Source organism: Candidatus Gastranaerophilales bacterium (genome assembly GCA_028696075.1).
Taxonomy (GTDB): domain Bacteria; phylum Cyanobacteriota; class Vampirovibrionia; order Gastranaerophilales; family JAILCC01; genus JAQVHS01.
This window is the reverse complement of the sequence record JAQVHS010000002.1, coordinates 94,884-113,760: the sequence shown is the minus strand read 5'-3', so window position 1 is coordinate 113,760 and position 18,877 is coordinate 94,884. Positions and strand designations below refer to the sequence as shown.

Annotated in this window: 17 protein-coding genes and 2 tRNA genes; 9 read left to right on the top strand and 10 right to left on the bottom strand. The window is 36.4% G+C overall.

Going from position 1 to position 18,877, the window contains the following annotated elements; all coding sequences use genetic code 11:
- Nucleotides 1-23 precede the first annotated feature (23 nt).
- Entirely contained in the window at nt 24-242 is a 219-nt protein-coding gene (locus tag PHX18_01990; protein ID MDD3593375.1) for a hypothetical protein, read from the bottom strand.
- Between the two features lie 197 nt (nt 243-439).
- Nucleotides 440-514, bottom strand: a tRNA-Gly gene (locus PHX18_01985).
- Nucleotides 515-663: 149 nt separating this feature from the next.
- Between PHX18_01985 and PHX18_01980 the strand changes: the two genes are divergently transcribed.
- On the top strand, nt 664-2,064 hold the full coding sequence (locus tag PHX18_01980; GenBank protein MDD3593374.1) for a hypothetical protein: 1,401 nt from the start codon (nt 664-666) through the stop codon (nt 2,062-2,064).
- Nucleotides 2,065-2,212: 148 nt separating this feature from the next.
- Nucleotides 2,213-3,310, top strand: coding sequence for an AMIN domain-containing protein (locus PHX18_01975; GenBank protein ID MDD3593373.1), 1,098 nt, complete (start codon nt 2,213-2,215; stop codon nt 3,308-3,310).
- A 61-nt stretch (nt 3,311-3,371) separates the two neighbouring features.
- Here PHX18_01975 and PHX18_01970 read toward each other — a convergent pair whose 3' ends face one another.
- Entirely contained in the window at nt 3,372-4,907 is a 1,536-nt protein-coding gene (locus PHX18_01970) for a hypothetical protein (GenBank protein MDD3593372.1), read from the bottom strand.
- Nucleotides 4,908-5,039: 132 nt separating this feature from the next.
- Between PHX18_01970 and mtnA the strand changes: the two genes are divergently transcribed.
- Entirely contained in the window at nt 5,040-6,098 is a 1,059-nt protein-coding gene (mtnA, locus tag PHX18_01965) for an S-methyl-5-thioribose-1-phosphate isomerase (protein MDD3593371.1), read from the top strand.
- A gap of 108 nt (nt 6,099-6,206) precedes the next feature.
- Nucleotides 6,207-6,701, top strand: a complete 495-nt coding sequence (locus PHX18_01960) for a hypothetical protein (protein MDD3593370.1) — start codon at nt 6,207-6,209, stop codon at nt 6,699-6,701.
- Here PHX18_01960 and PHX18_01955 read toward each other — a convergent pair.
- Nucleotides 6,698-7,243, bottom strand: coding sequence for a hypothetical protein (locus PHX18_01955; protein MDD3593369.1), 546 nt, complete (start codon nt 7,241-7,243; stop codon nt 6,698-6,700). The two genes, PHX18_01960 and PHX18_01955, sit on opposite strands and share 4 nt — an antisense overlap.
- Nucleotides 7,244-7,360: 117 nt before the next feature.
- Between PHX18_01955 and PHX18_01950 the strand changes: the two genes are divergently transcribed.
- Both PHX18_01950 and aroH read left to right on the top strand, forming a co-directional pair.
- Nucleotides 7,361-7,449 (top strand) — tRNA-Leu (locus PHX18_01950).
- A 160-nt stretch (nt 7,450-7,609) separates the two neighbouring features.
- Complete coding sequence (gene aroH, locus PHX18_01945; protein MDD3593368.1) at nt 7,610-7,975, top strand: chorismate mutase; 366 nt, start codon at nt 7,610-7,612, stop codon at nt 7,973-7,975.
- Between the two features lie 2 nt (nt 7,976-7,977).
- On the opposite strand, the gene PHX18_01940 is transcribed toward aroH, so the two are convergent.
- Both PHX18_01940 and rpsT read right to left on the bottom strand, forming a co-directional pair.
- Nucleotides 7,978-8,682 carry a response regulator transcription factor gene (locus PHX18_01940; protein ID MDD3593367.1) on the bottom strand — a complete coding sequence of 235 codons (705 nt, stop codon included), beginning with the start codon at nt 8,680-8,682 and terminating at the stop codon, nt 7,978-7,980.
- 62 nt (nt 8,683-8,744) lie between these two features.
- On the bottom strand, nt 8,745-9,008 hold the full coding sequence (rpsT, locus tag PHX18_01935; GenBank protein ID MDD3593366.1) for a 30S ribosomal protein S20: 264 nt from the start codon (nt 9,006-9,008) through the stop codon (nt 8,745-8,747).
- Between the two features lie 150 nt (nt 9,009-9,158).
- Here rpsT and hisF point away from each other — a divergent pair, with 150 nt between their 5' ends.
- From hisF to PHX18_01920, 3 genes are read left to right on the top strand one after another with little or no spacing between them, the layout of a single operon-like run.
- Nucleotides 9,159-9,914 carry an imidazole glycerol phosphate synthase subunit HisF gene (hisF, locus tag PHX18_01930; GenBank protein ID MDD3593365.1) on the top strand — a complete coding sequence of 252 codons (756 nt, stop codon included), beginning with the start codon at nt 9,159-9,161 and terminating at the stop codon, nt 9,912-9,914.
- A gap of 58 nt (nt 9,915-9,972) precedes the next feature.
- Nucleotides 9,973-11,280 (top strand): glutamate-5-semialdehyde dehydrogenase, encoded by a 1,308-nt coding sequence (locus PHX18_01925; GenBank protein ID MDD3593364.1) that lies wholly within the window; start codon nt 9,973-9,975, stop codon nt 11,278-11,280.
- A gap of 1 nt (nt 11,281) precedes the next feature.
- Nucleotides 11,282-11,590, top strand: a complete 309-nt coding sequence (locus PHX18_01920) for a hypothetical protein (protein MDD3593363.1) — start codon at nt 11,282-11,284, stop codon at nt 11,588-11,590.
- Nucleotides 11,591-11,600: 10 nt separating this feature from the next.
- Here PHX18_01920 and PHX18_01915 read toward each other — a convergent pair whose 3' ends face one another.
- Genes PHX18_01915 through PHX18_01900 form a run of 4 tightly spaced genes read right to left on the bottom strand, consistent with a single transcriptional unit; the run spans nt 11,601 to nt 18,673 of the window.
- Nucleotides 11,601-12,617 carry an NAD(P)-dependent oxidoreductase gene (locus PHX18_01915; GenBank protein MDD3593362.1) on the bottom strand — a complete coding sequence of 339 codons (1,017 nt, stop codon included), beginning with the start codon at nt 12,615-12,617 and terminating at the stop codon, nt 11,601-11,603.
- A gap of 41 nt (nt 12,618-12,658) precedes the next feature.
- The gene (locus tag PHX18_01910; protein ID MDD3593361.1) at nt 12,659-14,572 is read right to left on the bottom strand and encodes a glycosyltransferase; all 1,914 of its coding nucleotides are present in this window, start codon (nt 14,570-14,572) and stop codon (nt 12,659-12,661) included.
- On the bottom strand, nt 14,559-15,653 hold the full coding sequence (locus tag PHX18_01905; GenBank protein MDD3593360.1) for a glycosyl hydrolase family 8: 1,095 nt from the start codon (nt 15,651-15,653) through the stop codon (nt 14,559-14,561). The genes PHX18_01910 and PHX18_01905 overlap by 14 nt, the downstream gene beginning before the upstream one ends.
- Nucleotides 15,653-18,673, bottom strand: a complete 3,021-nt coding sequence (locus tag PHX18_01900) for a tetratricopeptide repeat protein (GenBank protein MDD3593359.1) — start codon at nt 18,671-18,673, stop codon at nt 15,653-15,655. The genes PHX18_01905 and PHX18_01900 overlap by 1 nt, the downstream gene beginning before the upstream one ends.
- Nucleotides 18,674-18,877: the final 204 nt, after the last annotated feature.

The following is an 18,877-nucleotide window of genomic DNA, read 5'->3' as shown; positions in this document are numbered from 1 at the left end:
AATATAATTATATATACATATATTTACTGATATTCGAAAGGTATTATATAGCTTGTATTATCAGTTGCGTATTTTTTCTTGTCTTTATAAATATAAACCCCGTTCCTTGTTTGTTCTATAGAGTACTTATCTTCATGCACAATAGAGCTTACGCGGCTTTTATGCTTAATCATCTTTACATCATTGCACCCAGCCAACATAAAAATTACTACAATAAGCAAAATATTAATCAGCTTAGACATGCTACTCTATTCTTATTTAGTCTTATATACTACTTATGTAACATCTTTTATTTTTTTAAACGTATTTTTTGTAAATTTTTGTAAACCACTTGTTATTTCAGCTTTTAAAGGACTATTATGTCCATTTAAATCAAATAATTCTTCTATCCGTTATCTCTGTACATAAAAAGACCCAACCTGATGATTGGGTCTTTTTATGGAGCGGGAGACGAGGCTCGAACTCGCGACATCTTCCTTGGCAAGGAAGCATTCTACCACTGAATTACTCCCGCAACTTGCCTTTAAATTATAATTTGCTCAAAATCAAAATGCAAGAGGATTATTAAAAATTTTCGTATAATTATATTTATACTGCTTGGATTGGCAACTTTTAAACAGGTTCTGTTTTAATAATATTGTAAGGTAATTTTCTTGGTCTTTTATGATAATCAACTCTGTAAACAGCTATCAAAACAGTGCTATAAACCGTTATGAAAAAAGCATGGACAAGCCCCATGCCAGAAGCGCTGATTATAATACTGCAGCTCAGACAACGCCGTCTTTTAACGGCTTACTTTCGGATTTAGTCGGAACAAACAAATTCGCTACGGCACAAGAAAAACAAGCTTACAAAGAATTATCAGGCACATTAAAAGGCAAAGATAAAGCCAATTTTGAGTTACTTTACAAGACAGGAAGACTATCAGACAGAAATTCAAATGATAAAAGCTCAACCATAGAAAATCTTTACAGAATTTACAAAGAGCCGAGAATTATCGGACTAAGCAAAGAAAAAATTCTCTCGGAAACCGTCGAAAGATTGGCAAATCCTTTCATTATCAATCAAAAATTCAGCACAATCCCGGCAGAAATAGCCACGGAAGTAATCAAATCAAAACAACAGGAAAAGGTTATTAAAAGCACGCTTTCTTCCGGCATTGAGGACAAACCCAATGACCCCAAAGGGGTAGAAGATATCAATGTACAAAACAGCGCAAGCTGTGTTGCCGCAAGTATTGAATTTAACCTTGCGGATAAAAAACCGGCAGAATTTGCACGTTTAGCCCAAGGACTTACAAGCCCCAAGATGGGTGTTATATCAAAAGTAAAATATTCAGATGTAACGCCAAGTATAATAGATGCAATGCAGCTGTTCAAAATGTTTAACGTTGAAATAACGGATGCTGATTGGCATACAGCGGATATAAAAATAGCGCCTGACAGAGATGCCATAATACGGGCAAGAGTACAAAGCACCTACGGCAACAAAGAAAACGAGCGTGCCGCGGTAGACATACTTATGCAATCGGCATTTATGCAGGTGGGTTCACAATCAACCTACAACTCATTAACCGATAAAAGATACGGGCAGCTAAATACAAATAACACGGGTCTGACGGAGTTTGAAAAAACATTTACGGAAACTGTCATAAATAATGAGGGTGAAAAAACCTCTATGACTTACCAAAATGTAGATGAAAATGCTGTTTTACAAGGCTACAATACCGGTTTTGAAGTAATCTGCGATCACCTTTTAAAATCACTTTCATCAGGACATAATGTAATTATAGGTATTACCGAAACCGACTCTGACAAAAAAATCATAGGCGGTCATGAAATAACGGTTATTGCGGCTAAAACAGGGGCTGATAAAGAACTGTATTTTGTTTGCAATGATACTGACGATACACATAACGGACCTATAGAAATAAAAGCAAAAGACCTTATTCCTAAAATACATCATGCGGGTATCCCCACCAAAATTCTGGGACCTCAGCCTATAGAAAGCAACGGTTTAAATTTGCTCAGAGAATATTCAACTAAACTACAAAAATCAGCTTAGAGTTTACTTTGGAAGATTTGCACCATATGAAAATTTCAAAATAGACCATATGGTTAATAAGCTATAAGTCTTCGGGTCGATGTTCCTTGAACCATAAACGTTTATTCTATTCATATAGACGGGTTGTCTTGGGAGTAGTGAGGTTCTAATGGAAATATCGAGAGCAAAAATTAAAACAATATCACTTTGTGCAACAAGCATAGTATTTTTAGCGGTGAGTTCGGCTTGTGCTTATGAAAAAGCTATATTGTCAGGGGTAGAAATTAACCCATCCGAAAACGGCAGTTATGCAATAGTTTTAAACACTGATAAAAATGTAGCATACGAAAAGAAAATCACTTCAAAAAACAATATCGTTATAGATTTAAAGGACACTATAGTTTCAAAAAATTCAAACACTGTCTATAACAATGCAAAAGGTATTGAACATGTAATGCTTAAATCTGCTGATAAAGGACGTCTTCAGATTGCAATTCAGGGTAAAAATGTTTCAGGCAGCGAAGTAACACTTGGCGAAACAGCGCTGAATACCGTTCAGGAAGAAAAGAATTATGCAAACACTGTTTTTGTAAACAAACCTCTTAATGAATATGCTCCCGTATATGAAGAAGAAGCCGAAGACGCGGCTGCTACAGCAACATTAGCCGGAATGTTAAACAGACTTAAAAACTCAAATTTTATAAGAAGTTTAATTACACCTTCAAACTTCGGGTGGATGATGAGTTTTGCAATTATGTTCGCATTGCTTATTGCATCCCAACTAAAAACCAAAACTGCAAAGCCTGTGAGCATTAAAATAGCAGATGAAAATGAAAAGGAAGAGGAAATAATAAGAGCTAACCTGGAAAGAAGACGCGGTTTAATCGGCTCTGATATGGGAACAAAACAAATCCTTCCCAAAACAAATGTTTCCAGTCTAAATTACGGGTTAAGAGCCTACGGGAACAAAAATCCTTTCCCTGAAACTGACGCAAGAGTTTCAGGACTGCAAAGAAAAAATATACGGACTCAATACGACAGAAGTTTAGTTCAGCGTCCGTCAAATTTAACAAGAAAATCTGCAGGGTTAAGAACCAATAGTATTACACAAAGAGCATTGCAGGAAGATATTCAAAAAAATACAGTTCACATTGATAATGTAAAATTCCTGGAATCAATGGCAAAGATTTACGAGAAGAGTGGGAGAGTAGATTTGGCAAATGGATTGGCCAATAACATCAAGAGGGCAAGAGTGGTAGGGAAGTAATTCAATTAGAGAGAGAATTAGAGAGAAACTAAAAGCCGGTATAAGCCGGCTTTTTATTTTATTAATAATACCTCTTAAAAATATTTATCCTGTGTGTATCTCCGCTTCCTGTTTGATATAAGCCGTAAGCTTTGCCAAGCTCGTCTAAGATAGCTTTAGTTTCAGGTTTATGCTGCAAAACTCTCAAAGCCCCGTTGTAACTTTGGTAATAAGACTCTGCAAAAGCGGCTTTATCCCTTGCATGTTCCTTAAAATATTTATAAACTTCTTCCAAAACCTCATACTTCAAATCATCAGACTCAATCCTCTGCACGTAATCCAAAGGGTGCGCAAGCCCGATAAGAGAATCAGGCTGATTCTGCAACGCCGCATAAATATCTTGAATTTTAGGAACATAATGATACTGAGGCTCAAAAGTTATTTTGTATTTTTCCAGATTTTTTGTGATTTGCTTTATACAATCCTCGGCTTTTTGAGACAAAGGAACAGACGCTACCATATCTCTGATTGTATCCTGAGGTGCTACAGTAAACATACTTATTACCTCAATTATAGCAGCTGTGGGTTTTCTAAGTTTATTATTTTTATCATAAATATTAAAATACTCCTGCATCTCTTTCATAAAACCGTCTACCGTTGTATCAATACCGTGATATTCCAGTTCTTGCTTCAATTCAGGATTTTTCAGCACAGACTCTTTAACCAGCATTTTGGTCACCACATAATCATTAACGTAGTTATAAATTCCAACAATATTTTTTCTAACGGGAGTGTATTGTTCTCTTAATTGTTTAATGTTGTAAAAATCTCCTTCATCAAAAAATTCTTTGTAAACAGCATTAACATCATCTATCATACGTCCTGATAAGGTTTGTTTTAAAGATTTATAATGATTTATGAAGTTTTTAAAGTCTTTTTCACCAGGGTCTATACCATATAGAAGGATGTGAGTGCAGGTGGGTTTATCTTTAATATGAGCAGCTATGTTATTAAAGCTTGTAATTTCAGCGCCCAAAATCACTCTTAAATTCTTATATTTATCGGGATTTGCAAAAATCAATTTAATCGCTTCTTCTGCACTTTCTGTAGTATCATGGTCTGTTATTGCAATAGTAAAAGGGGCTTTATCTTTGTGAATTTTAGCAGCTTCATCAGCGTAAAGGCTCGCTTTTCCCAACAACTCTTCAATCGTTAAAAATCCGTCTGACGCTACCGTATGCATATGCAAATTAGCCCGAATTGTCCTGTCGGCAATATTAATATCATTTTCACCAACACTGTAAACTTCGGGCTTTTGCTGATAATCAGCCATAATATCTTTAATTTCTCCGCTGCCTATGACAGATCTTAACCTGTAATATAAATCAGGGTTTAATCCTGCATTTTCAAGTAGATTTCTGCGATACTCAATATCCCGAGGATAAGTCTGCATTTCAAGCTTTAATGCATTAATTTTATCAGAATATATCTTTTGCTGACCTGAAAATGCAGGAGCATAAGTATATTGCTGCCGGAATTCCCGTTCTGATATTTTAGAATGTTCGGCTTGACGGTGAAAAGAATTATTTTTTGCAATCGATACAGGTGTTATAAGCATAATGTTAAAATTTAAACAGGCTATACAGACTTATATTAAAGCCCGACAAAGATTTTTTTGCTATCTGTCATATTGACAAACAATCATATTTGAAAGAACAATAATCATAGATGGGGAAAAAGGGAAGAGGACATGGCATTAAAATCGAATATTAAACCTGTAGCACTGTTGGATAAATCGCTTATATTAATTGACCAGACACTGCTGCCTTATGAATATAAAAGCGTAGAATTAAAAACATACAAAGACGTTGCAAACGCAATCAAAACAATGGTTGTAAGGGGCGCTCCCGCAATAGGAATTTCAGGCGCACATGGCTTTACACTGGGTGCAATAGAAAATAAAAAAGAAAGAAATATGAATGTATTTCTTGATAAAATGTCGGACATAGCACAATATCTGATTTCCCAAAGACCAACAGCGGTGAACCTTGAGTGGGCGGTTAATAAACAAATGACTTTTGCAAAAGCCAACTCAAATCTTCCTGTAGAAGATTTGGTAAAGAAAATATGGGAAAATTCAAAAAAGCTGGAGCTTGAAGATATAGACATTAATATAAAAATAGGCGACAACGGCGCAGCCATAATTCCCAAAGGCGCTACCATTTTAACGCATTGCAACGCAGGTGCTTTAGCAACGGTAGGATATGGCACTGCATTAGGAGTAGTGCGCTCGGCGTTTGAAAAAGACAAAACCATTCAGGTATTTGCTGATGAAACCCGGCCAAGACAACAAGGCGCAAGGCTAACCACCTGGGAACTTATTGAGGATAATATACCCACAACTCTTATTACAGACGGTATGTGCGGATACTTTATGAAAAAAGGAATGATAGATGTAGTAGTAGTCGGTGCAGACAGGATTGCCGCAAACGGTGATACCGCTAATAAAATAGGAACTTATACCGTTGCACTTGCGGCTAAAGCCCACAAAGTACCCTTCTACATAGCTGCCCCTCTTTCTACCATAGATACAACTATTCAATCGGGTGATGAAATTGAAATTGAAGAGCGCGACCCTATGGAAGTAACCCACATTAACGGCAAAACTATTTGCGCTCAGGGTGTAAATATCATAAACCCTTCGTTTGATGTTACCCCTAATGAGCTTATAGCGGGTATAATTACAGAAAAAGGTATTTTAAAATCCGATTACAAAAAATCCATCAAAAACGCCTTCAAACAGATGTAAAGATTTATTTACAAACTGACAAATTTTTACCTTTAATTGCGTATAAAGATTTACAATGGACGAGCTTTAATGATATAATTTAGGCTCAATGAGGGAAGTGAGGTATTTATGAACGTTTGTCCAATTCCACCGACAAAATATAATGCGAACAATATTAACCATGTTAATAACGTTAATTTTTCCGGCATAAAAGAACAAAACACCGGCGGTTTTTTGCCTGCTGTGTCCTCATTGGTGCTTCCCGGCTTAGGTCAATATATGAACAATGACGGTTCAAAAGGTGCGTTTTATATGCTTTCTGCCGTAGCATCAACTATTGCGGCGGCATTTGCTACCAAATCAGTGATGAAGCGTCTTGGAGTAACAGCTCAACAAGTTCCTGAAATAGTCAGGGCAAATGCAAAAAAATTACCGGTAGTAGCAGCTATATTGACTGCTACCGGAATCATAGGTCCTACTTTAAGGCTGTTAAGCTTTGTAGATGCATATAAAGGCAAAACTTCCGCCGATATTAAAAAAATACCCGTACCTGTTCCTGTGCCTGTTTATGCAGGAGAGTCCGGCGCTCCCGTCTGCAGAGGCTGCGACTGCGAAGATTGCTAATCCATAATTGCCAAAAAGCCGACTAAAGCATTATCGATATCTTTATAATAAATTTTGAAGTATTTTTCTTTGTATACTTCTGTTTGTATGCAGTTTGTTTTTGTCGGGCAAAAGCTCATATAATTGACTTTTTGCGCCTTAACTTTTACCATATCGCTTTGTCCTTGTACAAGGTTAATATAAAAACCGTCTTCCTCTTTTTTGGCAGTGATTTTATAAAAACCGACAGGAACAATTTGCCCGTCATAATAAAGCCTTGATGTAACCTTGACTACATTAGTGTTATCAACCTGTATAGGTTCGTTAATTGCAAAAGGTTCAGGAAATTCGTCTTTTTTAAGCTTGGGTTTCTTCTTTTTTTTCTGCAAGCCTTTAACCGTATCAATAGCCTTTTCAAACTCTTTTTGTGTAACGGGCTTGTCCAGTCCTCCGCTGTCATAAACATCAATATACTTTTGCCAATTCCCTTCATCATCATCTGCAAAAGCACATGGTACAAATAAAACCGCTATAAAAAATAAAAGTAAAATCCGCTTTAGCATTATAGCTCCTCATATTTTTATTATAATGTTATTTTGGGTTTAGTACAAATTTATCAAAAATTATTATGGACAAAAATTATTTTTTGGTATAATGAGTACTGAACTACTTTAGTTTATGCCCTGATGGCGGAACCGGTAGACGCGTTGGACTTAAAATCCAATGGGGCTCACACCTCGTGCCAGTTCAAGTCTGGCTCAGGGCACCACATTTTGACCACTACTACGTAGTGGTTTTTTATTATCAATACCGCAACGCAAGTACGGGATTTTATTTTTTCAGCTCACGACCAATGTCATAAGACTTGCGCAAGTACATTTTTGTGCAAGAATAAACTTGTGGATTGGTCTTAATTAAGGATAAAGCTTATGACTAAAACCCTTGCCGTAAGAGGCGCTGTTACCGTTAGTGAAAATTCTGTTTCTGCCATTGAAGCTGCGGCTTTGGAAATGATGAGAGCGGTTATTTCAGAGAATGCTCTCAACCTGGAAGAAGTTTCTCACGTAATTTTCACAATGACAAAAGACTTAAATGCGGTCTATCCCGCAAAATGCGTCAGAGAAAAACTGAATTTTTCTGATATTCCGCTGTTATGCATGCAGGAATTAGACATAGAAAACAGCCTCCCTATGTGTATAAGAGTGCTGATGGTAATCAATTCCGATAAAGAGCGTACGCAAATCAAGCATATTTACCTGAAAGATGCTAAAAAAATAAGACCCGATATAAATTAGGATTATTTCAAAGAAGGATTTAGCTTGTATCCTCCGCCGTAAACTGTTTCTATGTAGCCGTTTTGTCCCGTAGTTTTTTCTATCTTTGAGCGAAGGTGTCTTATATGAACTCTTACCGTCTTTACCTCATCATCTTCGCTGTAGCCCCAAATTTCTCTTAAAAACACGGGAGCTTGTACGGTCTGCGTGTTATGTTGAACTAAAATACTCATAATATCAAACTCAATAGGCGTAAGTTTTATATTTTTGTTTTTTATAATCACAGTCAAATTATCAGGGTCTAAAGTAATGTCGCCGATTGATAAAATTTCCGGTTTAGCCAAAGAAGGCGGCAGCGCATTTGTCCTTTTGAGTAAAGCTCTTACCCTGAGTTTCAACTCTTCAAGTTCAAAAGGCTTGACTAAATAGTCATCCACTCCTGAATTAAAGCCTTTAACTTTATCATCCAACATACTCAAGGCAGTGAGCATCAAAATGGGAATGTGTTCTGTAGCGGGGTTATTTCTGATTTTTTGCGCTGTCGTAAAACCGTCCACGTTAGGCATCATTACATCCAGTATTATAAGGTCGGGCAATTCCTGCTGTGCAAGAGCATAGGCTTTTATACCGTCATATGCCGTAATTACATCATGTCCGATTAATTTTAAATTTATTTTGAGTAATTCTACAATCGATTCATCATCATCTACAACAAGGATTTTTGTCATCAAACACCTCTTAAAAATTTGCACAAAAATGGGCTACCCAAAGGTAGCCCATTAAAATTTTTCTAGCCAAGAGTTTTATTAACATGCTTAGTCAGGCGGGATTTTTTTCTGGCTGCGGTATTTTTATGAAGAATACCCTTGCCTACCGCTTTGTCAAAAAGTTTATATGCATCGTTTAATAAAGTTTTGACCTCGTCTTTATTAGCTGTTAATGCATCTAAAACCTTCTTAACCGCTGTTTTAATGCTTGATTTCATAGCAACATTTCTAAGTCTGTTGCGCTCGGAAACCAATACTCTTTTTTCTGCTGATTTAATATTTGGCAATTTTTTGCTCCTTTTTTAAAGTACTACTATACAGTAGCCAGAGAGAATGTTATTTTATTATAGCTCTTCAATTTTTCTTGTAAACTGTTTGTTTTGTTTTAAAAACTTGTTTTGTATAGAATAAAATAAAGCGACAATTTAGGAAAAAAAATGTTAGCAAAAAGAATAATCCCCTGTCTTGACGTAAAAGACGGGCAAACGGTAAAAGGTATCAACTTCAAAAATCTAAGGTACGCGGGCGACCCTGTGGAACTTGCCAAAAAATACAGTGATGAAGGTGCAGACGAGCTTGTATTTTTGGATATTACAGCTACAAATGAGGGCAGGGCTACAACATTAAAAATGGTTGAAAAGGTTGCAAATCAAGTATTCATCCCATTTACGGTCGGCGGCGGTATCAAGACCATTGGGGATATAAAAAATTTGCTCAGCGCAGGAGCGGACAAAGTTTCTTTGAATTCTGCCGCTGTTAACAACCCCGACTTAATATATCAAACATCAAGCCAATTTGGTTCTCAATGCATTGTTGTTGCTATAGACTCTAAAAAAATCGATGGTGAATTTTACGTTTTTATCAACGCAGGGCAAAAGAACACGGGTATAAAAGTTCTTGATTGGGTTGAAACAATCCAAAAGTTGGGTGCAGGTGAAATTTTGTTGACCTCTATGGATACAGACGGGACACAAAACGGGTTTGACCTTGAGGTTACCAAGCTTGTTGCCGATAATTCCAACATCCCGGTCATAGCTTCAGGCGGAGCAGGCGATGACCCTATGCACTTTGCGGATGTTTTTCAAAAAGCTAACGCCGATGCGGGGCTTGCGGCTTCAATTTTTCATTACAACACACTGCCTATCCCCGAGCTAAAAGCCGCCTTGCGTTCATTGGGTATTTCCGTAAGATAGTTTTTACAAAATACAAATTAAAGGCTAGAATATTATTAAACGGTTGAAAGGGTTTCTAATGCAAAACGATATTAAACAAACAGCAAAACTGGCTAAAGAGGCGTCTTTGATATTAGCGTCTTTGGGTGAAAATATAAAAAACAAAGCGCTTGAGAAAATTTATGAAGAATTAATCGCAAATAAAGATTACATTATTGCGCAGAATAAAGAGGATTTAAAAAACGCTCAAACTCTTTTAGACAATGGCGAAATTTCAAGGGCAATTTATGACAGGCTTGAGCTTAGTGATTCCAAGTTCGATGCTATGGCAGAGGGGATTTTGGATGTTAAGAACTTAAAAGACCCTGTTAATCAAACAACTTGGGCTATGAAACTTGATGAGGGGCTGGAGCTTTATAAAGTAACTTGTCCTATCGGCGTAATAGGCGTGATATTTGAAGCCCGTCCCGATGTAGTGGTTCAAATAGCCGCTCTTGCCATTAAATCAGCTAATGCCGTACTTTTAAAAGGCGGCAGAGAAGCGGTTCTGACAAATGAAGCGCTTGTAAAATTTATTCATCAGGCGCTTGATAAAGTGGCAGCTTTCCCCAGAAACGTAATAAACTTTTTCAAAAGCAGAGAAGATGTCAGCAAAATGCTTGAACTCGACGATTGCATAGACCTGATTATCCCAAGAGGCGGCAATTCTCTGGTGAAATTCATCCAATCAAATACAAAAATCCCCGTCTTAGGACATGCTGACGGGATTTGTCATATTTATATCGACGAGAATGCGGACTTCGAACTTGCGAAAAAAGTTTGCGTTGATTCAAAAATTCAATACCCAAGCGCCTGCAACAGCGTTGAAACTATCCTGATATCAGAAAAAATAAGCAAAGAGTTTTTACCTGAATTGACCGCGGCATTAAAAAATGAAGGGGTTAAAGTCAAAGGCTGCGAAAAATGCCTGGAAATAGATGATACTTTAGAACCTGCCAACGAAGATGATTGGAAAAGCGAATACGGCGATAAAATCGTTTCAGTCAAAACAGTAAAAGACTCAGATGACGCCATAGCCCACATAAACCGCTACGGTTCAGGACATACCGACTGCATAATTACTCGGGATAAAACTTCTGCAGACAAATTTATGGACCTGATAGATTCTGCAGGGGTTTATCACAATGTTTCGACAAGGTTTGCCGATGGTTTCAGGTACGGTTTCGGGGCAGAGGTAGGAATCAGCACCAACAAAACCCACGCCAGAGGACCTGTAGGACTTGAGGGTTTAACTATTTATAAATATAGGCTGTTTGGCAACGGTCAAATTGTTGCAAGTTACAGCGGTAAAGATGCCAAAAAGTTTTTGCACGAAAGGATAGTTTAGGTTGATTATAGGGGCTTTTGCAGAAGCATTAAATTTACAAGAGAAAAAACCTTCGCCATTGATATTTTTAGACAAATGGCTGAAAGAAATTCTTGCAAAAAAACCTGAAAATCATGTTGAAAATATTATCCACACAGAGCTTTGCGTTACAAAAATAACGGAAAATTCAAGCATTATAACAACAAATTCCGAATCGGGAGAAGTTTTGTTAAATGCGCTGTATCAATTTTGTTTGAGCTACGAAAACTTTTTATTCGCACGCTGGCTTCACGAAAAAAACAGCAGCAACCTTGGTTGTGAAGGGCAGTAAGGTACTTTTTCTACTTTATCACGCTATTTTGAACTTTGCCTTCGGCAAAAGCGGCTATGTTGCTTATTGTGGTGGATAAAATTCTACCTATGGCTTCGTGAGTGTTGTAAGCAATATGCGGAGTAATAATAACGTTATCCATTTGCAAAAGCCTGTTGTTCAAGACCGTATCTTTCAGTGCATTGCCGTGAAGTCTGTTAACATCTATTAAATATTCAGGGTCTGAAATTGCTTCTTCGGACTCCAAAACATCAAGCCCCGCGCCTGCAATTTCCTTTTTGCTCAAAGCATTATAAAGCGCCTGTGTATCAATCAATTCACCTCTTGCAGTATTTATTAAAACACATTCGGGTTTTATTTTTTTAAACGCTTCTTCGTCAAAAACATGATAAGTTTCTTTGGTTAGCGGTGCATGCAACGAGATAAAATCAGACTTTTCAAGCATAGTGCCAAAATCAACGTATTCAACGTTATATTTTTCCTTCATTTCCTGATTTTCAAACATATCAAAACCGAGAATATTCATTTCAAAACCGTAAGCAAGTTTTGCAAACTCCCTGCCTATAGCGCCAAGCCCGAAAACACCTATCGTTTTACCGCCAAGTTCATAACCTGTTGTACATTTATGACAGGCGTTTAATTCTTTAAATGCCGAATAGGCTTTTGAGATACGTCTTGTAACATCAAGCATAAGCCCGAAAGCAAATTCTGCAACGCTTTTGTTGCCATAGTTTGGTGTATTCTCAACCGTAATACCATTCGCCTGACAATATTCAGTATCAACATGGTTAAAGCCGACCGAGCGCAAGGCGATAAGTCTTAGTTGTGCGAATTGTTCAAGAACTTCTCTTGTAACCCGCGAAGTGGTAAAACAGGAAATCACATCAGCGTCTTTTATTTCATCAGGTATTGTTTCCAGGTCGTTAAGCGGGTTATGTATGAGCGTGTAGTTATACTTCCCCTCGCAAGCTTGCCGCAAAAATTCCTTTTCATAATCTTCTACATCAAAAAATACCAGCTTTAGCATACCATGCCTCCTTAACAGTTAATTGCATTCTTTTATTATACCTATGATATATTAAGTTTTTCAAAAGCAAAATTAATAAATTTATTTAATATATGAATTTTTCTTGTTGTTAAGTTCCTAAACAGGATTTTTTTCATATAAACACCTCTATAACTGCCTAATCGCTTGCTTAAAAGATTGACACGCCTTGTAATTCCGTTCATTTCAACTTTTAGCGCACAAACCGCAGGGTCTTTGAATTCGCTGCCGCTGACGAACTTTAGACCGCCCAAAGAAACGTTCAGCACTCTTGCGTCATACTTGTTGCCTTTGCAATCAGTCAACACTATACGTTTATCAATAGGCAGCCTTATATACTTGCGGCTTTCATCTCTGTCAAAAACAACCCTGAGCGCCATAATAATCATAATAATATTCATTAAATTCCAAAATAAATTAACATATACTGCAGGAACGCTATATACATTACCGTATATAAGGTCATAAACACCCTGTATCTGAGCATAAATCAAAACAAAAAGAATAATAGTTAACACTACCTTGTACTTGATATTTTTATTTTTAAACTCTATATTTTTGTTTGTAACCCTAAAAGATAAATCCTGCAATTTTTTAGGCAGGAACAAAGTCTTGAAAATCACACCCAAATTAAATATAGAAACGATAAGCTCATACATATCCGCTAATAAAACATTGCCCCTTTTGACTTTATCGGTAAAAAGAAATATAAATTTGAGCAGAAGATAAGAAACCTGAAATAAAAACACCTGATAAAATACTATCAAGATTGTTGAAACATTAAACACCAGAAAAAAAACAGGTGTCAAAAGTAAAATCATTCTTACAACAGGGTTTAAAAAATACAACGCGCTTAAAAAATAAAAGAATAGCTGTCCGAAATTCAAATGCAAATAATATTTCCAGTTTGCAGGGTTTTTAACTATCTGCAGGTTGCCTTTTGTCCATCTGTTTCGCTGCTGCATATATTCGTTAAAACTTCCTGCGGCAATCCCTACCGCTAACGGCTTATTATAATAAATAACTTTCAGCTTTTTTGCGTGAAAAATCAAGCCTAAAAGAGAATCCTCGGTAACGCTGCCTGAAGGAAATCCGCCTATGTCTTCCAGTGTTTTTCTTCTGATGATAATATTGGTTCCGCCGCAAAAAACCGCATCAAATTTACTTAATCCCGGCTGCATAACATTATAAAATATATCCTGTTCATTAGATAAAAAATTCGGCATATTAAGATTTTTCTGAACAGCATCCAAATTCAAAAAATATTGAGGAGTCTGTACCAACGCTACACTTTCATCAGCAAAATAATAAACTGTTTCCCTTAAAAATGTAGATACAGGCTTATGGTCAGCATCAAATACCACAACTAAATCAGAGTTTGTTTGGGCAAGAGCGTTGTTAATGTTTCCTGCCTTATAATCCGTATTCTTATCTCTTGTTATATAATTGCACCCCAGCTTTTTACATAACTCTTTAATTTCTTTTCTGTTTCCGTCGTCTAAAACATAAACTTTTTTGTCGGGGTAATTTATATTATTCGCTGCCATAATAGTAGGCACAAGGATATATTCATCTTCGTTATAGGTACAGATAAATATATCAACAGACGGTTTATAATTTTTGAAAGATATAAGCTCTCCGTTATGGTAAAAATCTTTATAATAATCCTGCTGCAGCTTATTATCAATTTTAGCGGGTTCTACTTCATCGGCTTTAATCATTAATAAACTGAAACCTGTAAAAACAAACATAATTACAGCTTCAGCAAAAAGAAGAGCATAACTCCAAAAAGTAGTAAACGGTGAAGTCATTAAATTAAGCGTAAAAAGCCAGCGCCATCCTATATAAAAAAGACCAAAAACCAGAAGCATATAGAAAAATATAAACCCATGGTGCCCCAAAAAATGATGTCTATGTTTGTCTTTATTTGATTTCATCTACATATTCTCCGAACCATAACAGATTTTTGCCGTAATAATCATTATTAGAAGCCCAATAATAAGGGTTTTCCAGATAAGATTTTATTTCCTGTTCATAAATCTCTTCTGCCGTATGTTCATCATAAAGCTTTATTGCAGGATAAATCATAGCCGCAGCGCCTACAAACTTGTCCTTATCCCTAAGCTCTCCGTTAGCCTGATAATTTATATAAAGTGGCTTGCCTTTTTCCCATTTGTCTATAAAGAATTTAGACTTCTTCAAAACCTGCAAGGCTCTTTTATCTTTTGTCATCTTATAGTCCAATAATATCCTGTTAAATACCCTTATTGCATCATAAGAAAAATCCCCTTTTTTGTCCGATGAAATAAAAACCTTCCCGTCTTTTATGCTGAAAAAGTTAGGCGGCAAACCCGTTGCAGTAGCATTCATCACTTCCGTTAAATAATAATACATATCATCTCCCACACTGCGCCAATTGTGATGAGAATCGTATATTTGAAACTTTTTCATATAATACGGTGAAAAATAAGACGGGTTAAACTCCATATCATGATTTTGAGCCTGAACTATCCCGGGGGCTAAAAGCTTTTTACCGTTAACATTGATTATCTGTGTATCCCATAATCTGTACAAAATTTGCCGCGCCAAGTCTAAATAATAAGGGGATTTCCACTTTTCATATGCCAAAATGAGCGCAAAAGATATGTCCATTTCTGCGTCTGATGCATTGTTATAATCTAAAACGGTATATTTTCCGTAGTTATTTTCTCCCCACAGCCAGCTGTACAAAGCATCCCTGCGTCTTAAATTATTGTTAGACCATTTTAAAACAAGGTCAAAAGTTTTTTTATCATTCATAAGCACGCTTCGCAAAAGCATATATGCCTGCCCTTCGGAAGTAGTAACATTATTTCTTGAAGGGTCAATAATACGTCCGTCACGTGTAATATAATGATGTTTGTAACTTTCATACTGTTCTTTCAAAGATAACTGTTTGGAGCCTGAGCAGGCAGAAAACAGGAAAAAACCGGCAAAGATAACAAAAATATAAAAAATTCTTCTGAAGTAAAAAATCATCAAAACCCCCTTATCGTCATATTAACGCCGAATTGATTACGTTGGACATCAGCATAATTAAAGTACCTGTAGTTTGTATTAAAATCCACATGGTCATTTAGCCTGTAACCCACATAAACCTCCGCTCCCCAGACGAACATTGATTGGGAAGGTCTTTGGGCGTACTGCCAGCCGGCAAATCCCCCGCCGCCGTAAGTTAATTTATTCTTATATATCCCTTCATAGCGTAAATCTGCCGTATTAGCCGTAAAAAAAGCAGGACTCCAATATCCGCCGTACAAATTACCGCGCTTATCGTAGAGATTGAGCAAATTATCTCTCCAGCCGGCATTATAAGATACTAAATTTGAAGATAATTTTTTCTTATGTTTCGGATTGGAAAAATCATGATAAAGCAGCTTTCCAAAACCTGCCATTCCTTCCAAATAAGGGTTATTTGGAAGATTTTGTGCATCCATAATGCCGCAGCCCAGTCTGCCAAATGCATAATATTCTTTAGGCAGTCTGTATTCATATTCCAAATAAAGCCTGTTATCCGCAACCTGACCCGTAAAAGCGCCGTCTATATCAAAACCTACCGCAGAAAGATATGACTGTTCAAGGTTATCTCTGTAAAAACCCAATTTAAGATTAAATTTGTCATTTACGTAATATTTAAGCCAGCTGTTTGTGTTTAACATAGCACCTGCATTTTGGAATATTTTAGCTCCTATATCGGCTTTAAGTTCAAGATGCTCTGATACTCTGCCTTCTGCGCCTATTCGGATTTCGTTGGTAAAATTAGTATATCTTCTGTTATATGGAGGGAAGACTCCGGACGAATATAAATACAAAGTATAATCAGTAAAAAAGTTAAGGTTCTTGCCTATAGGCGCTGAAGCATGAACACCCCATTTATTCGCGTTTAACTTAAATTCTTCGGACAGGGTTTGTATTAAGAATGAATAGCTTGGCGTAATAATATAAGCTCTTTCCCTTTTTATAGCCTGTTTTAGTTTTTCGGCATCGGGAGTATTGATATCTTTTATGTAACTTTTTGATTTATTAAACAATCTCATATCATAATAAATTTGTGCCTTTAAAAAATCAGTTTCATCGTTTTGAGGAAGTTGCCTTGCTGCTTTAAGCGCATTTAAAAAATCATTGTAAGCGCTGTAAGAATTAATAATACCGGTATGGGCATCTATATCCTCGGGGCTTTCATCGAGAATTTTCTGAAAATATCCTCTGGCTTCGTTAAACTCCCTTTGTTCCACTCCGGCATAGCCCATTCCCATCAAACCTTCTTTGTCGGTTAAATCTTCCTCCAAAAAAGATTGGTATATTTCCTTTGCTTCTTTGTGTCTTTTTTGCGCTCTGTAGGAATCTGCCAGCTTGTTTTTTAAAAATTTATCCTCTTTGGAAAAGCTCAGGGCATTTTTATAATAATTCTCTGCCTGAGAATATTGTTTTTCTCTGAAGGCTATATCACCCTGAATTTCGTACCCTTCTTTTGTTTGCAAAAGATTATTTTCTACAGCGACTTTATAAGCTGATTGGGTATCTTTCAAAGTCATTAATATATGCAAATACTCCCGAGTGATTTTTTGATTTCGCTCAGGAGAATTGTATGCCTTTTCAATCGCAATTTTAGCTTTTGGAAAATCGTTAACCGCCATATAAAAACCGGAGAGGTTAAAATAATATTCAGACTTGGGGTATAATTTTACCAACTTCAAATATGTATTAATTGCTAAGTCATACCTGCTTTCCATAGAATACAAATCCCCTGACAATTTAAGTATTTCTTCATTATCAGGTTCTGATTGCAGCAATTGATTCAGATAAGACCTTGCTTTTTTATAATCTTTTTGCGCCATCGAATATTCTATCGCCTTAGGCAGCAAAGCCTTTTGGCTCTTTCCTTCTTGCAGCAGCTCTTCTATTATCAAAAGGGCGGAATTAAAATTCTCTGTCTTAGAATAACAATAGGCAAGTGTCATCTTATCATGTTCATTCAAACCGGACGGGTTAAGTGATTTGAGTTTTTCAAGACAGATAATTGCGCTTTTGCAGTCTTGCTGCTCCAAGGCTATATCGGAACGGGCTTTAAGAACCTTTAAATTATCAGGTGATTTTAGCAGTATTTCATCTGCAAGACTTTGGGCCTTTTTGTAATCTTTATCTTCCATAGCTTTATACATCAGGTCTTCTTTGGTCGGAACATAAGGCTTGTTGTTTTCAGGCTGAGGCTTGGAACTTTTTCTCAGGCGCTGTTCGTTTAAAATCCTTAATACTGCTGCATAGCTTGTCTTTAGATGTTCACTGTTATCTCCTTTTTTTATAAGCTCTTCATAAATTTTTTTAGCTTCTTTAAAACGTCCCTGACTTTCATAAAACCCTGCAAGCCTATAGCCGATACCAAAATCATTCGGGCTGAGCGATTGGAATTTTTTTAAATATTTCTCGTGGGTGGCAGGGGATTTGGATGCAGGTTCTAAATCTAAAATAATTTTTACGGCTTCGATATTATAGGGTTCAAAATCAACAAGCCGCTGATAATATGCTGATTTCCTACGGTCATTTTTAACATAAGAAGCGGCATTCATACACTCTTGCAAAGTTTTCAAATCCAGGTCCTTAACTTCAACAGACATACAAACTTTATCAGTTTCGTTCCATTTTTTGGAGCCGGCAAGTATTTTAATAATTTCTTTTGCCAGCCGGGTTTTTGAGTATTTTGAAAGTTTTTTATCACTCATAATTTTAGAGTAGGTTACATCAAGCTTTGTCGAAATTCTGACCTGCATTAAATATTTTTTTTCTAAATATTCATATTTTGAAGTAACTTCATAAAGTTTTGAATATAGCAAAAAACCCTTTTCGTTATAGTTATGCCGTTCGCAAAATTCCGCATAAATTTTAATGGCATTTATGTCCTCAGGATAGTAGAACATTAATTTTTCAAAATTAAAAAATGCGGATTTGTAATCTTTATGCTTTTCTGCGGCTAATGCCTGATTGATTATTTGTTGTTCCAAATCTTTTTCAAACAGTTGATTTGCCCCTCTACAAGGTTGAATTAAAGAAAAACATATAAGTAAACAAATAAAAAAATACCTCATAGAATCCCCAACTTTAAGATATATAACCATCATAGAATTTTGTAGTATTGAAACAATTGCCCGATTTACTATCCTTTATAGCAAGTAATAGAAATTGCAGCATATTCTAAACCTGCCGAA